A 15326-nucleotide genomic window follows, 5' to 3' on the forward strand; every position below is an offset into this window, starting at 1 on the left:
TTTGACCCATGTTCAAATATATTGGCGACATCATTAAGGGTACCGGTACCCAGTTGCGCAGCATGGTCATGATCTTCGGTCATGGCTTTCGCAAGCGCGACACCCTGCAATACCCAGAGGAGCAGGTCTACCTGCCGCCGCGCTACCGTGGCCGCATCGTCCTGACCCGCGATCCCGATGGCGAAGAACGCTGCGTAGCCTGCAACCTGTGCGCCGTGGCGTGCCCGGTGGGTTGCATCTCGCTGCAGAAAGCTGAAACCGAAGACGGTCGCTGGTACCCGGACTTCTTCCGGATCAACTTCTCGCGCTGCATTTTCTGCGGTCTCTGCGAGGAAGCCTGTCCGACCACCGCGATCCAGTTGACCCCGGATTTCGAGATGGCCGAGTTCAAACGTCAGGACCTGGTGTACGAGAAAGAAGATCTGTTGATCTCCGGCCCCGGCAAAAACCCTGATTACAACTTCTATCGTGTTGCAGGTATGGCAATCGCTGGCAAGCCGAAAGGCGCTGCGCAGAACGAAGCCGAACCGATCAACGTGAAGAGCTTGCTGCCTTAAGGAAGAACGATGGAATTCGCTTTCTATTTCGCATCGGGTATCGCTGTTGTGTCCACGTTACGCGTGGTCACCAACACCAACCCTGTGCATGCCCTGCTCTACCTGATCATCTCGTTGATCGCCGTGGCCATGACCTTCTTCGCCCTCGGCGCACCGTTCGCCGGTGTGCTGGAAGTGATCGCCTACGCGGGCGCCATCATGGTGTTGTTCGTGTTCGTGGTGATGATGCTCAACCTGGGGCCCGCCTCGGTGCAGCAGGAACGCACCTGGCTCAAGCCCGGCATCTGGGCGGGGCCGGTAATTCTTGCCGCGCTGCTGCTGGCCGAACTGCTGTATGTGCTGTTCGCTCACCAGAGCGGCCAGGCCATCGGCCACACCACCGTAGATGCGAAAGCCGTGGGCATCAGCCTGTTCGGCCCGTACCTGCTGGTGGTCGAACTCGCCTCGATGCTGCTGCTCGCCGCAGCCGTCACGGCGTTCCATTTGGGCCGTAACGAGGCGAAGGAGTAACACATGCCTGCTATCCCTCTCGAGCATGGACTGGCCGTTGCCGGCATCCTGTTCTGCCTTGGTCTGGTCGGCCTGATGGTCCGCCGCAACATTTTGTTCGTGTTGATGAGTCTGGAAGTGATGATGAACGCCTCTGCCCTGGCCTTCATCGTTGCGGGCGCCCGCTGGGCGCAACCGGATGGACAGATCATGTTCATCCTGGTGATCAGCCTGGCAGCCGCCGAGGCCAGTATTGGCCTGGCAATCCTGCTGCAACTGTATCGCCGCTTCCACACGCTCGATATCGACGCTGCCAGTGAGATGCGCGGATGAACCTGATCTTTCTGACTTTCGTATTTCCTCTAATCGGTTTCCTGCTGCTGTCGTTCTCCCGTGGACGCTGGTCGGAAAACCTCTCGGCGCTGGTCGGCGTGGGTTCCATTGGCTTGTCGGCGATTATCACCGCTTACGTCATCTGGCAATTCAACGTCGCGCCTCCCGAAGGCGGTCACTACACCCTGGTGCTTTGGCAGTGGATGGCGGTGGAAGGCTTCAAGCCTGACTTCGCCCTCTACGTCGATGGCCTGTCGATCACCATGCTCGGCGTGGTGGTTGGCGTCGGTTTCCTGATCCACCTGTTCGCGTCCTGGTACATGCGCGGCGAAGCGGGTTACTCGCGCTTCTTCTCGTACACCAACCTGTTTATCGCCAGCATGCTGTTCCTGGTACTCGGCGATAACCTGTTGTTCCTGTACTTCGGCTGGGAAGGCGTGGGCTTGTGCTCGTACCTGTTGATCGGTTTCTACTACAGCAACCGCAACAACGGTAACGCCGCACTCAAGGCCTTCATCGTGACCCGGATCGGCGACGTGTTCATGGCCATCGGCCTGTTCATCCTGTTCCAGCAAGTGGGCACGCTGAACATTCAGGAACTGCTGGTGCTGGCACCGCAGAAATTCCAGGTCGGCGACTTCTGGATCACGCTGGCGACCCTGATGCTGCTCGGCGGTGCTGTCGGCAAATCGGCACAACTGCCGCTGCAAACCTGGCTCGCGGATGCGATGGCCGGCCCTACCCCGGTTTCGGCACTGATCCACGCTGCAACCATGGTGACCGCGGGTGTCTACCTGATCGCCCGTACCCACGGTCTGTTCACCCTGGCGCCGGACATCCTGCACCTGGTCGGCATCGTCGGTGGCGTAACGCTGGTACTGGCCGGTTTTGCCGCGCTGGTGCAGACCGACATCAAACGCATCCTCGCCTACTCGACCATGAGCCAGATCGGCTACATGTTCCTGGCGCTGGGCGTTGGCGCCTGGGAAGGCGCGATCTTCCACCTGATGACCCACGCCTTCTTCAAGGCCCTGCTGTTCCTGGCGTCCGGTGCGGTGATCGTGGCCTGCCACCACGAGCAGAACATCTTCAAGATGGGCGGTCTGTGGAAGAAGCTGCCACTGGCTTACGCCAGTTTCATCGTCGGTGGTGCGGCGCTGGCCGCTCTGCCACTGGTCACCGCCGGCTTCTACTCGAAGGACGAAATCCTCTGGGAAGCGTTTGCCAGCGGCAACCAGGGTCTGCTTTACGCAGGTTTGGTCGGTGCGTTCATGACGTCGCTGTACACCTTCCGCCTGATCTTCATTGCGTTCCACGGTGAAGCCAAGACCGAAGCCCACGCCGGTCACGGCATTGCACATTGGTTGCCACTGTCGGTGCTGATCGTGCTGTCGACCTTCGTCGGCGCGATGATCGTGCCGCCGCTGCACGGCGTTCTGCCGCAAAGCGTTGGTCATGCCGGCGGCGAAGCCAAGCACAGTCTGGAAATCGCCTCGGGCGCCATCGCCCTGGCCGGTATCCTGCTGGCGGCCCTGCTGTTCCTCGGCAAGCGTCGCTTCGTCACGGCAATCGCCAACAGCGGCATCGGCCGCTTCCTTTCGGCCTGGTGGTTCGCTGCCTGGGGCTTCGACTGGATCTACGACAAACTGTTCGTCAAGCCGTACCTTGCGATCAGCCATGTACTGCGCAAAGACCCGCTCGACCAGACCATTGGTCTGATCCCGCGTATGGCCAAGGGTGGTCACACTGCCCTGAGCCGCACCGAGACCGGTCAACTGCGTTGGTACGCCGCCTCGATGGCTGCTGGTGCCGTGCTGGTGATCGGCGCCATCGTGCTGGTAGCGGTCTGATATGAACCTTGCGAATTTGCGAAAGGAAACGAGCCCGTCATGATTCTGCCTTGGCTAATCCTGATCCCCTTCATCGGCGGCCTGCTGTGCTGGATGGGTGAGCGCTTCGGCGCTACCCTCCCGCGCTGGATTGCGCTGTTGACCATGACCCTGGAACTCGCACTCGGCCTCTGGCTGTGGGCCCACGGTGACTATTCATTCGCACCGGCGCCGGGCGCCGATCCGACCTGGGCGCTTGAGTTCAAGCACGTCTGGATCCAGCGTTTCGGCATCAACGTGCACCTGGCCCTCGACGGCCTGTCGCTGTTGATGATCCTGCTGACCGGCCTGCTGGGTATCCTCTCGGTACTGTGTTCGTGGAAAGAGATTCAACGTCACGTTGGCTTCTTCCACCTGAACCTGATGTGGATCCTGGGCGGTGTGGTCGGTGTGTTCCTCGCCCTCGACCTGTTCATGTTCTTCTTCTTCTGGGAAATGATGCTGGTGCCGATGTACTTCCTCATCGCGCTCTGGGGTCACAGTTCTTCGGACGGCAAGAAAACCCGGATCTACGCGGCGACCAAGTTCTTCATCTTCACGCAGGCTTCCGGCCTGATCATGCTGGTGGCGATCCTCGGTCTGGTGCTGGTCAACTTCAACAACACTGGCGTGATCACTTTCAACTACGCCGATCTGTTGAAAACCAAGATGTCGATGACCACCGAGTACATTCTGATGCTCGGCTTCTTCATCGCCTTCGCGGTCAAGCTGCCGGTCGTACCGTTCCACTCGTGGCTGCCTGACGCTCATGCCCAGGCGCCGACCGCAGGTTCCGTCGACCTCGCCGGTATCCTGCTGAAAACCGCGGCCTACGGTCTGCTGCGTTTCGCCCTGCCGCTGTTCCCGAATGCTTCGGCCGAGTTTGCGCCGATTGCCATGACCCTCGGTCTGATCGGGATTTTCTACGGCGCGTTCCTGGCGTTCGCACAAACCGACATCAAGCGTCTGATCGCCTTCTCTTCCGTTTCCCACATGGGCTTCGTGTTGATCGGCATCTACTCCGGCAGCCAACTGGCGCTGCAAGGCGCAGTGATCCAGATGCTCGCGCACGGTCTGTCGGCAGCGGCACTGTTTATCCTCAGCGGTCAGTTGTACGAGCGTCTGCATACTCGTGACATGCGTGAGATGGGCGGTCTGTGGTCGCGTATCGCTTACCTGCCGGCGATCAGCCTGTTCTTCGCCGCCGCGTCGCTGGGCCTGCCGGGTACCGGTAACTTTGTCGGCGAGTTCCTGATCCTGATCGGCTCTTTCGCCAGCGCTCCATGGGTCACGGCGATTGCCACCTCCGGTCTAGTGTTCGGTTCGGTCTATTCGCTGATCATGATCCACCGTGCCTACTTCGGCCCGTCGAAATCCGACGCGGTGCTGCACGGTATGGACGCGCGCGAACTGATCATGGTGCTCGGTCTGGCGGTGCTGCTGATTTACCTCGGCGTCTACCCGCAACCGTTCCTCGACACTTCTGCCGCCACCATGCATGGCGTGCAGCAGTGGCTCGGCACCGCCTTCTCTCAACTCGCTTCGGCCCGGTAAGAGCGCTATGGAATTCACGATTCAACACTTTATTGCGCTTGCGCCACTGTTGATCACCAGCCTCACCATTATCGTGGTGATGCTGGCAATCGCCTGGCGCCGCAACCACTCGCAGACCTTCCTGATTTCGGTGGCGGGTCTGAACCTGGCGCTGCTGTCGATCCTGCCGGCCCTGAAAGTCGCGCCTCTGGCCGTGACCCCATTGCTGCAGATCGATGCCTTCGCCTGCCTGTACATGGCGATGATCCTGGTCGCCACCCTCGCCTGCGTCACCCTCGCCCACGCCTATCTGGGTGATGGCGGTTCGGGTTACCCGGGCAACCGTGAAGAACTTTACCTGCTGATCCTGATGGCCGCTGCCGGTGGCCTGGTGCTGGTCAGCGCGCAGCATCTGGCCGGGTTGTTCATCGGTCTGGAACTGCTCTCGGTACCGGTTTACGGTCTGGTGGCTTACGCCTTCTTCAACAAGCGCTCGCTGGAAGCCGGCATCAAGTACATGGTGCTGTCGGCCGCGGGTTCCGCGTTCCTGCTGTTCGGTATGGCGTTGCTGTACGCCGATGCCGGCTCGCTGAGCTTCGTCGGCATCGGTCAGGCCCTGGCCGCGACCGGTCTGCCAAGCCCGCTGGCGCAACTGGGCCTGGGCATGATGCTGATCGGTCTGGCGTTCAAGCTGTCGCTGGTACCGTTCCACCTGTGGACGCCGGACGTTTACGAAGGTGCTCCGGCACCGGTAGCGGCGTTCCTCGCGACCGCTTCGAAGGTGGCAGTGTTTGCGGTGATGGTGCGTCTGTTCCAGATATCCCCTGCCGCGAGCAGTGGCGTGCTGAGCGACGTACTGAGCGTCATCGCTGTCGCTTCGATCCTGTTCGGTAACCTGCTGGCCCTGACCCAGAGCAACCTCAAGCGTCTGCTCGGTTACTCGTCCATTGCGCACTTCGGCTATCTGCTGATCGCACTGGTGGCGAGCAAGGGTCTGGCAGTGGAAGCCATTGGCGTGTACCTGGTCACCTACGTGATCACCAGCCTCGGCGCGTTCGGCGTGATCACCCTGATGTCGTCGCCGTACAACGGCCGCGACGCCGACGCTCTGTACGAGTACCGCGGCCTGTTCTGGCGCCGTCCGTACCTGACTGCCGTGCTGACCGTGATGATGCTGTCCCTGGCCGGCATCCCGCTGACCGCCGGCTTCATCGGCAAGTTCTACATCATCGCCAGCGGCGTCGAAACGCGTCAGTGGTGGCTGGTGGGTGCGCTGGTGCTGGGCAGCGCCATCGGCGTGTTCTACTACCTGCGAGTGATGGTCACCCTGTACCTGATCGAGCCAAACCTGCGTCGCCACGACGCCCAGTTGCACTGGGAACAAAAGGCAGGCGGCGTCATGCTGCTGGCCATCGCCCTGGTTGCGTTCTTCCTGGGTGTTTATCCGCAGCCATTGCTGGTGCTGGTACAACAGGCGGGTCTGGCGGGCTGATTGCCCGGCTGATCTGGCTACACATGGAAACGGCACCTTCGGGTGCCGTTTTTGTTTTTGTAGAAGTTGATATCGTGGGCGCTTGTACTGGCCTCGTCGCGGGCAAGCCCCCTCCGACAAAATTATCGGGTGCCCGTTTTGTACGATTTTTTACCGACTCACTCGCATCCTCATACAAACTCCGAAAGCTCTCGCCTTAACCTCCGCTTCGTCCTACAGCCAACCTTTAGCGGATAGTTCTAAGGTGGCTGCCTTGGCAGGTGGACACTGAATCGAGGCGAGTAATGAAACGAGATATATTTTGTGAGTTGATGGAAGGTGTCGATGCTTTGGCTGCCCATCGACAACGCAATGTTGCGCAACTGCACTATCAGCGCAGGTCGACGGATCGGCCACTTGGCTGCACGGAGCATTGGCGCGACTTTGCAGCCCTGAAATATTCTGGCTATATTTGTCCAGAACACGGGGGTGAATTGATGATCATTGTTCCGCTGGCCGAGGCCAAAAACAATTTATCCAAACTCGTCGATGATGCCGCAGCCGGACAAGTCATCACAATTGCCAAGCATGGCCGGGCGATGGCTCGCCTCGTTCCCGTAGAAAAACCCAGCGCTCAACGTATTGGCGCAATGAAAGGCAAACTGGTGTTGCCCGACGATTTCGACTCACCTTTGCCCGACGACATATTGGATGCATTTGAAGGCACGCAGGCATGAGGCTTCTGCTTGACACGCACATTCTGCTCTGGACGCTGAGTGATGACGACAGATTGACCACCAAAGCCAGAAAGCTCATCGAACATGCGGCCGATATCTACATCAGTGCGGCCACGTTCTGGGAAATGGCGATCAAGGTCGGGCTCGGAAAGCTGAATGTCCTGTGGGCTTCATCCAGCTCTGCCAGATATTGAGCCATACGCTTATTCAGTTTTCTCTTCCTGACGCTTGAGGTGCTTCAAATTCATATGACGCCGCGATGCACAGGCCATAACGAAAAATGCTCCGTATCTTTCGATACGGAGCATTTTCCTTGAGCGCTGCGCAGATTGTATTGCTCTTTGAGCGAGCCCGCAGTCACTCAGTGATAGTACTTCCATCATAGCCGTTACGAATGGTCAAACTCACAACCTGGCCATCGTCATAGTAGACGTACAGCCAACCATCTGACTGAGTCCTACGCTGCACGTCTCCCGAACTGGAAACAGTGACAGTCACCGGAATATCCCCTGCTGGCTGCCCGGAGAAAGCAGACGCCACTCGCACGCCATATATCCAACGCCCGGCAATCTCCCGGGGGCCGTCCCTTTCAGTTATCTCCACCTTGTTGTGCCCCAGAGACATCGGTATTTGCGGGGATTTGTAGCCCCACATCAACGAATCCAGCCACACTGCGAAGTTGCCGGCTTGACCGCTGTTGGCGCAATCCAGCGTCCAGCTCACGCCCTTCTCCTCCATTTTTTGATCCCAATGCGGGCTCACGGTGACTCCGAGGTCTGTTCCTTCCCGGGACAACATCAATTTTACGGATTGGCCAAGCAAAGGGCTGTTGGGTTTGGGACGCATGCTTATCGTATGTGTCGCACCCAGGCAGGGATAGGCCGCTTCGCCTGAGAAAACCTGCGGGAACGTATCGAGATCGACATCCACGAACTGGTCGTAATCGCCGGGTATCAACCGTCCCGGCAGTTGCAAGTCGGACAGCACCGGACTGGTCAGGCGCAGGCCGAAGATTCCACTTTGATTCGGCGCCGAAGAAATGGTCCAAGACGTGTACTGCGCTTCTATCTTCTGTGGCGTTCCCAGTTCCGGATCAGAGATCAAACCCCGTTCCGTCGCGCCCCACAGGTCTTGCAAAGTGAGGTAGGAGCCCCACAAATCATTAGCGGGCTTGACTGAAAATAGCAGTTGGTAGGGTTTTCCTGCCACCAGCACGAGATCGCTTTTGGCCAGGTCAACGGTTTTGCCGTCCAGATAAAGAATGGCTTGCTCCGCCCAGTCATCCTTCAACAAGGCCGTCACCGGGTAGGTCTGGGTCATGGTGACGCCCGCATTGGCGTTGGTGATGTCTGCCACGACAACACTTTCTCCGACAGTCTCAGGCGTATAGGCGTAGGACGTCCAACCATCAGGGCCAGTGACTGTCGTGGCCAGAGCATCCGATACGCCTTTCATGCGCCACACCACTTGCACGCCGTTGGCCACCTCACCGGTGTCCCCCAAAAACAACTGAATCCGCAACATGACACTCTGTCCGGATCCCACCACCGGATTGCCAAGCACCGGGATGGCGTCGGCGATTCCGTACAGGGCATCAACCACCTCAAAAGTGCGCGGCTCTGAATATTCAGAAACGTCTCCCTCGTCGGTCTGTCGTACCTGAACAGTATAGAAACCGATCGGCCACATTTCTTCGTCCCAACGCCAAGACGCGCGACCTTCGACGGTGGCAATCGGCGTCGCCAGATCCTTGTGATACAGAACGATCTCCCCGCGTGTCTCTCCCTGACCACTGATTACGACTCTGCGGGGAACCAAGCTGTCCGCTGTCGGGGCAGAAATAACCGGTTTTTTCGGCAACGCTCTGACTGCGAACAGATACGGCTCACTCCATTCGGACTCTGGCCCGCCAGCTTTTTGTTTTACCTGAAGTGCGTTCGTCCCGGGATGCAAGGGCTTATCAACTTTAAACTCCAGAACGCCCTCAGCGTCCGCAGTGTCCGAATGCAATGTCTCGCCTGCTTCAAGCCGCACGGTTACCGTTGCATTGGGCAGGCCGGCGATCCCGATGATGGGCCGTGTCGGGGTACTGCCACCTGCCATCGGTTGTTCGAACCGAGGCGCGTCAGGTCGCTCCCCTACCTCGACGAAGAATGTGCATTCAATACTTGGGTCGGAGTCGATTGCATTGACCGTCTGTACTACTTTGACTGTGTTGCTTCCGGGCGCCCATTCTGCCGTCGGTGTGAAGGTACGGGTCGCTCCGCTACCGCTGAATTCGCCCTCCACCGCGCCTGCCTCGTTGGATACATGCAGGGTTACGGCACCGGTTGAAAAAACATCGGTAATGGCCAACGCCTCGTCCGCTGCCGCCGGATTGGGCAGCGGTTGAATCGCGGGTTTAGATGGCTTGACGTAGAACTCAAGCAAGTCAGTTGCAGCGGACGTCTGCCCGTCTACCGTCTGCACCGCCTTGATGTGTTTTGCTCCCGGCGGCCAGGTATAAGCAAAAGACCATGTGGTTGCGCTGTAGCTAAGAGTACCTGCAATGGGGTTTCCGTTAGAGTCTTGCACCACAACCGTCGCCCCCGTCATGCACGCTCCTTTCACCAGCACATTGCCCAGATGACTGGTTTTGGGCGGCGGTTCGGTAATTGTTGGCGTCGCCGGCCTTACAGTGAACTCATAGTTGTCCGCCCAGCCTGAGTCAGAACCCAGGTTCTGTTTTGCAGTAATGCTGTGTTTCTTGACTGACCACGGCGCAGACGCAGTAATCGACCAAGCGCCATTCGAAGCAAGGGTCTTGGATAGCTGAACACCGCCGCTGCCGCCCGTGTTAAAAATTTGGAGCAGGGCACCACTGATCCCGCCCGTTCCGCGTATGGTCGGCTTCAAATCGACCGAAACAGTGACCCCACCAATCACCGGCGTCGCCGGCGGGCTTACAGTGAATTCATATTCCTTTGCCCAGCCTGAGTGAGAACCCAGAGTCTGTCTTGCACTGATGCTGTGTTTCTTGACTGGCCATGGCGAAGACGCAGCGATCGACCAATCGCCATCAGAAGCAAGGGTCTTGGATAACTGAACTCCGCCGATGGCGCCCGAGTTAAAAATTTCAAGCACCGCCCCCTTGATTCCGCCTGCTCCGCGTATGGTCGGCTTCAAATCTACCGAAACACTGACCGCGCCAATCACCGGCGTCGTTGGCCTTACAGTGAACTCATAAGCGTCCGCCCAGCCTGAGTCAGAACCCAGGTTCTGTTTTGCAGTAATGCTGTGTTTCTTGACTGACCACGGCGCAGACGCAGTAATCGACCAAGCGCCATTCGAAGCAAGGGTCTTGGATAGCTGAACACCGCCGCTGCCGCCCGTGTTAAAAATTTGGAGCAGGGCACCACTGATCCCGCCCGTTCCGCGTATGGTCGGCTTCAAATCGACCGAAACAGTGACCCCACCAATCACCGGCGTCGCCGGCGGGCTTACAGTGAATTCATATTCCTTTGCCCAGCCTGAGTGAGAACCCAGAGTCTGTCTTGCACTGATGCTGTGTTTCTTGACTGGCCATGGCGAAGACGCAGCGATCGACCAATCGCCATCAGAAGCAAGGGTCTTGGATAACTGAACTCCGCCGATGGCGCCCGAGTTAAAGATCTCAAGCACCGCCCCCTTGATCCCGCCTGTTCCGCTTATGGTCGGTTTCAAATCTACCGAAACAGTGACCCCGCCAATCACCGGCGTCGGCGGCCTTACAGTGAACGTATAAGCGTCCGCCCAGCCTGAGTCACCATATTTGTTCTGTTTTGCAGTGATGATGTGTTCCTTGATTGGCCACGGCGAAGACGCGGTAATCGACCAAGCGCCATTCGAATCAAGGGTCTGCGATAACTGAACCCCGCCACCGCCGCCCGAGTACCAGATTTCAAGCACCGCCCCCTCGACCCCGCCTGTTCCTCTAATGGTGGGCCTCCTGTCAGCAGACACAGTCACGCCAGTGATCGCCGGCTTGGGCAACGCGGCCATCTCCATGTCCCCTGACCATGCCCACGCACTCCAGCCAATGGGCATTTTATATTCAATTTTGAAATAGAACCACGCACCGGGGGGAATCAAACCGGGGGGGACCGTTTGGAAGATTCCCACACCTCCTAGGGGCCATCCTGAAAACCTCTTCAGCCTGGTGGGGCCGATATAAATGTCGATATTCCATGACCGAGCCCCAGGTATAATGATAAGCGCATCAATGTCGAACCCCTGATAAACCCTGCCTGGCATGGGCTTCAGGATGACAGGGGCGACCCACAAGACTTCCGGGTCATCATGTTTACCGCCACCTTCACTTTCGTCTTCAATTATTCCGTCATCGTTTGCCATGGCTTGACCCTGCACCGTTGAATTATGTGCGCCGCACAACTTTCATCGATGGCGCGGAAAAAACCACCTGTAAGAACTGACAGTCCAGATAAACGGTCATCAACACGTCTTTGCCGGCCATGCATGGGGAAAACCACCCGCAAGGGTTTAAACGGAGAAATTCCGTTCGCTGGCGAAATCGGAATTAAAAAAACAGTATTTAGAATCAGAAGATATAGATAAAAGGTCTACACCTGTCAGGTCTGACAGGTTACGCCCCCCCCATTTACCGTTAGCGTGATCCTGCCGGGCATTGCATCCATCAATGCCACCCTTCTGGTAGGAGCCTCACCGTCATGGCCGATGACAACACCTCGCTGATCAATTCGCTCGTCAACACTGAAAGTCCCTTGAAAAAAGGGCGGATCGACTTCGCCACGGCCATGCAGAAAATGGGCTTCACGTCGGTCTTCGACATCGTCCGCCTGCCTAAACCGGCGTTTGTGCGCCAACTCGCCCAATACAGCGATGACGACGCCACACTTGCCTATGACAATGCCATGGCTTACGCGGCGCTGATTGCGCGGCTGTACCGTGAGCACACAACTTCGTCGGGGACATTCCAGCAGCTGGCCCAGCGCAGCGGCGTACGTGCGCTGGTTCCGGTGGGGCCAACATATGCCAATCTGTTCAAGGAGAACTGGGACGAGTTCTGCAAGGTCGGCGCGCTGGCCGCCATCGACTCACCCGTGGCCTATCTGAGTGCACTGCGCAAATTCATCAAGCAACTGGAAGCGACCAGTACAGACGCCAAGCGCATCTTGCTGGACGACCGCCGCCCTGACTTGAAAGACCTACTGATCGACCAGGAAAGCACCCACACGCCAAGGCCGATGCTGGACATCGTCAACGAGGTCCTGGAACGCAATCTGCGTCGATATCTGGATGGAATTTCACGCAAGAACTCACAGCCAATTCACCAGGTACTGGCCGATCAGCGCTACCCCTTCGAAATGCCCTACAACTTCTACCACCATCAGTGCCAACTGGGCCTGACCGGTACAAAACCGCAGCTGGGCGAATTGACCTACCGGGTCAGCCGGCTGTTGCCGATCAAGCAGATCGCGAAAAATGAATATGGCGAAGTACAGGAGCCTGCCTTGCAAGCACAACGGTTGTTGTGTGGGTTGAGTCCGCAGCAACAAAGCTTGCTGATCGAGCCCTCGGTGTTCAGCAACTTTTATCTGACCCGCCATGACCTGAACAAGGGCTGGAAAAGTGCCGGCACCACCCATTTGAGTCCTCACGCAGCGATGGACACCTGTTATCTGCTTGCGCCGGATCAACAGGATATCGCCAACGTCAACCCAGCGGCCCTTGATCCTACAGACGCAAATGGCCCGCACAACATCGCAGACATTACCTTTCACAACGCGGCGCTAACGCAGGTCGCCAAGGTGAATATCAGCTCCACCACCCAGGACAGCCCCTCTAGCTGGTTGGTGAATCGCCTGCACGGCGCGCAAGCGAATATTTTGGTTTCCTCCCTCAAAGCCAGCCCGGAACTCGCCGAACCCGATGCGCCGGGATACACCGTCAGATTCAATTTGCTCACTGCAACGGGCACCATCGCTGCACCGATAAAACTGGCCAGGCAAAGTTTTACCCTCACGCTCGATGATGAGTACAACCTCAATGCCGCCGAACAAGCCTTTTTCAAACAATCCTATGGTGTCGCAGCCTCGCAAACCTCGCCCCTGTGGCACCTGACCCTGCTGACCGACTTCATGGCACATACCGGCCTGAACGCCGAACAGGTCGAAATGCTCCTGTGCCGTCGCACCTACGCTGTACGCCTGTCACCGAACTGTCCGAGCCTTAATCCGCAGCACACCGGTGTGACCCTCCCGGGCAGTGCGGACAAGGTGCTGCCATTCCCGTACCCAAACCACTATGGCGCCTGCTACGTCAATGGCACCGGTACTGGGGCAGACCTGTACGACAGTCAGCAGGCACCCACACCCGAATCGATCATTCGCGACCAGTTCGACAATGCCATGGGCCTGGAGCAAAGCACGCAGGGAGACAGCAAACCGTGGCGCCTGACCAAGACCTCACTGGATCGCCTCGACCGCCTGCAACGCATGATCCGCCTGCAACGCTGGACCGACGTCCCCTTTGCCCAACTGGACACGCTGATCATCAGCGCCATCCGCGCCGAGGGTGACGCCAACCTTGGGATGGAACTCAGCGAAAACACTTTGCGCGCCCTCGGTGTCTATCGTTATCTGAACCAGCGTTACGGCATAAAGCCTGAGGAATTCGCCGCGCTGCTACACGACCTCACGCCCTATGCCAGTGGTGAGAATGCCGTGCCGTTGTTCGATCAGGTGTTCAACAGCCCGCGGCTGTTCGACACGCCTCTGATCCTTGATCAAGCGCTGATCAACCTCGACGCCACTGATGCCGCGACACAAAAAACCCTGCTGCAGCTGTGCGCCGGCCTTGGCTTGCAACCGACCGAAGACTCGTTGCTGTTGATTGCGAAGCAGACCACAAGCTACGTGGGGCCGCTCAAGCGCGACCTGACCAGCGTATCTTCACTCTATCGCCAGGCCCGACTCGCCCGGATGTTTGATTGCCCGGTTGGCGATCTGCTGACGCTGGCGGGGTTGCTCGGCGGCGGCCCCTACAGAAAGGCATTGGCCAGTGGCAGGTTGAGTCTGCAGACAACTTCCGCGACACCCGCGACGGAACCCGCGCCAACGCCAGCGCCGGACATTCTTGACGTGGTGATGCAACTCGACTTTGTCTTCACCTGGCTCACGGACAGCCAACAGACCGTCGCGCAATTGCAGCAGCGTCTGGCGACCACCGCCGCGCTGACAGCCGAAGAACCGCAAGATCGCACGCAAGCCAGGCTGGCCGGGCTTGCCCCTCTGCCAGATAACCTGCGCGAACGCCTGGTCCGGTTGCGCAATGACGTCATAAATTGCGTAGTAACTCGAAAGCAGCTTGCCGCACTGGGTTTGCCACTCAGGACTGATGGCAAATCCAGACAAGCTGATATTGCATGGTTTGAATTACTGGTCAGCCACCAATTGCTCGATAACGACGGGTTGTTGCCTGGGCTTGATAAGCGACTGAGTCTGGTTGACGCGCCGGACATCTGGCTCAAGACAGACATTGAAAAGGCGCTCGCCCTGATCAACCTGAGCCCGGAGGCCAAAGCCATCTGCGAGGAAAAACTCGTCGAGTTTTTCCTTGATGCGCACGACCGGCAAACACAACTGATCGAAGGCTTGTTTCAGGAAACCGCCAAGCTACCGCCAGAGCGTTGCGTTGCGGTCATTCACTGGGGCCACGAGTCGGTCTACAGCCTGTTGCGTGAAGCGCTCGCGCAAGAATCCGATTCCGCACTGGAGGAGTATTTCCAGCGCATTTCGCGCCATGCCGAGATTGCCGTGCAACTGCGTTTGAGTAACAGCGCGCTGCGCCTGTTTCTGGTAAATCCGCTGTGGCTTGGCCTTTACCCTGTGAGCAACAGCGAGCCCTCGTTCAGCGACCTGTATCTGTTCGAACGTTTCAGTCATTGGTTCCGCCACCAGAGCCAATCGGAAGACAGCCTGCTGAGCTATTTCAGCCTGGCCAATCCGCCCGCAGCCAAACTGAAAAACAAAGCCTTGCGCAATGCTGTCAGCGAAACGGCCAACATGGCCCTTGCCAGGCTTCTGGAATGGTCGGTGGCGGAAGTTGCCATTCTGACCGAGACGCTCACGCAGAACCGCGCTTGCTCGATGGCCGACGTGGACTGGGTACGTCGTTGCCAGGCCGCCTGCCTGGCCAGCGGGCTGTCAGCCAAAGCGTTGCTGCAAGCCACTGCCCTGAATGTGCGAAGCCCGCTCGATGCCTGGAAAGCTGTCGGTGACGCGGTCATGACCGCCAGCGCTGAGGCCTCCTCAATATCTGTCCCGGATTAAGGAACGAT

At 58.3% G+C, this 15326-nt stretch carries 9 protein-coding genes and 1 pseudogene; 9 read left to right on the forward strand and 1 reads right to left on the reverse strand.

Annotated elements, in window-relative coordinates; translation table 11 throughout:
• Positions 1-8 precede the first annotated feature (8 nt).
• The 8 genes and pseudogenes from nuoI to HU743_RS18475 all read left to right on the forward strand — a co-directional run.
• Entirely contained in the window at positions 9-557 is a 549-nt protein-coding gene (gene nuoI, locus HU743_RS18440; protein ID WP_186534151.1) for an NADH-quinone oxidoreductase subunit NuoI, read from the forward strand.
• 9 nt (positions 558-566) lie between these two features.
• Positions 567-1067, forward strand: a complete 501-nt coding sequence (gene nuoJ, locus HU743_RS18445) for an NADH-quinone oxidoreductase subunit J (protein ID WP_007951462.1) — start codon at positions 567-569, stop codon at positions 1065-1067.
• A gap of 3 nt (positions 1068-1070) precedes the next feature.
• Positions 1071-1379: an NADH-quinone oxidoreductase subunit NuoK gene (gene nuoK, locus HU743_RS18450; RefSeq protein ID WP_003180046.1), complete on the forward strand. Its 309-nt coding sequence runs from the start codon at positions 1071-1073 to the stop codon at positions 1377-1379.
• On the forward strand, positions 1376-3229 hold the full coding sequence (gene nuoL / locus HU743_RS18455; RefSeq protein ID WP_186650354.1) for an NADH-quinone oxidoreductase subunit L: 1854 nt from the start codon (positions 1376-1378) through the stop codon (positions 3227-3229). The genes nuoK and nuoL overlap by 4 nt, the downstream gene beginning before the upstream one ends.
• A gap of 39 nt (positions 3230-3268) precedes the next feature.
• Positions 3269-4801 carry an NADH-quinone oxidoreductase subunit M gene (gene nuoM, locus HU743_RS18460; protein WP_016775285.1) on the forward strand — a complete coding sequence of 511 codons (1533 nt, stop codon included), beginning with the start codon at positions 3269-3271 and terminating at the stop codon, positions 4799-4801.
• Between the two features lie 7 nt (positions 4802-4808).
• Positions 4809-6272: an NADH-quinone oxidoreductase subunit NuoN gene (nuoN, locus tag HU743_RS18465; RefSeq protein WP_101159113.1), complete on the forward strand. Its 1464-nt coding sequence runs from the start codon at positions 4809-4811 to the stop codon at positions 6270-6272.
• Between the two features lie 284 nt (positions 6273-6556).
• Positions 6557-6988: a type II toxin-antitoxin system prevent-host-death family antitoxin gene (locus tag HU743_RS27215; protein ID WP_238351755.1), complete on the forward strand. Its 432-nt coding sequence runs from the start codon at positions 6557-6559 to the stop codon at positions 6986-6988.
• Positions 6985-7149 (forward strand): annotated as a pseudogene (locus tag HU743_RS18475) (PIN domain-containing protein); the annotation flags it as partial. The gene HU743_RS27215 and the pseudogene HU743_RS18475, both read left to right, overlap by 4 nt.
• A 196-nt stretch (positions 7150-7345) precedes the next feature.
• On the opposite strand, the gene HU743_RS18480 reads toward HU743_RS18475, so the two are convergent.
• Entirely contained in the window at positions 7346-11359 is a 4014-nt protein-coding gene (locus HU743_RS18480) for a hypothetical protein (protein WP_186650357.1), read from the reverse strand.
• A gap of 335 nt (positions 11360-11694) precedes the next feature.
• Between HU743_RS18480 and HU743_RS18485 the strand changes: the two genes are divergently transcribed.
• On the forward strand, positions 11695-15318 hold the full coding sequence (locus tag HU743_RS18485) for a Tc toxin subunit A (protein ID WP_186650359.1): 3624 nt from the start codon (positions 11695-11697) through the stop codon (positions 15316-15318).
• Positions 15319-15326 lie beyond the last annotated feature (8 nt).

Origin of the sequence: Pseudomonas sp. SWRI99 (assembly GCF_014270125.1) — a bacterium.
Classification (GTDB): Bacteria; Pseudomonadota; Gammaproteobacteria; order Pseudomonadales; family Pseudomonadaceae; genus Aquipseudomonas; species Aquipseudomonas hamedanensis.